Origin of the sequence: Halococcus morrhuae DSM 1307, assembly GCF_000336695.1 — an archaeon.
In the GTDB taxonomy this organism is placed as follows: domain Archaea; phylum Halobacteriota; class Halobacteria; order Halobacteriales; family Halococcaceae; genus Halococcus; species Halococcus morrhuae.
Window position 1 is genome coordinate 1 of sequence record NZ_AOMC01000117.1, and the last position, 700, is coordinate 700.

A 700-nucleotide genomic window follows, 5' to 3' on the forward strand; every position below is an offset into this window, starting at 1 on the left:
TCACACTCAGAAGCAGTCAACCGACGAGCTTTGTGAGGTACTGAGTATACGGCGCTCGTGAAGGCCTTCGAGATGGGGTACTATAACATCCCGCGGAACGTAAGAGCGACTGACCTCGCGGAGGAACTCGATATCTCCCATCAAGCGCTCTCCGAGCGGTTCCGCCGCGCACACAAGCGACTGGTCGAAAACAACCTATTTATCAACGACACACAGCAAGAAAAATCGACTGACCGCCACGGGGGTGACTGCACTCATGACTGAAAGCGGAGCGAAGCAATTTCGTGACCTGCCTCCAAGTGCGAAACTCGTGTTCAAGACGCTCGAATACGCTGACGGAGAACTCACACAACAGGACATCGTCGTTCGGTCCCGACTGTCATATGTGCAAACTGAAGATCGGTGGTCTCGATTCGTGCAACCGGGTGTAGTTGCGTGAGAACGCCCTTCCACGGGCTTCACGCTCATGCTCGTATGAAAATCTCACAAACAAATCTTATCCTGCCAGCGCCACGAGCCGGGGTGCGGGGGCGAGCACCGGAGCCATTGGTCACACGACAGCGTGAGCGTTTGCAGTGTGGTCAGCGGGTGCGGAGTGTTTTATGCGTAGTTGGTGTATCCCCACTATGGTCGCGCTAAACCCCATCCTATCGCTACTGCTCGTGTTCGCGTTAGCGACGCTCATCACACGAATCGGGGC

Annotated in this window: 1 pseudogene; it reads left to right on the top strand. The window is 55.6% G+C overall.

What is annotated here, in order from left to right:
- Positions 1–54: 54 nt before the first annotated feature.
- Positions 55–264, top strand: a pseudogene (locus tag C448_RS09470) (helix-turn-helix domain-containing protein); the annotation flags it as partial.
- Positions 265–700 lie beyond the last annotated feature (436 nt).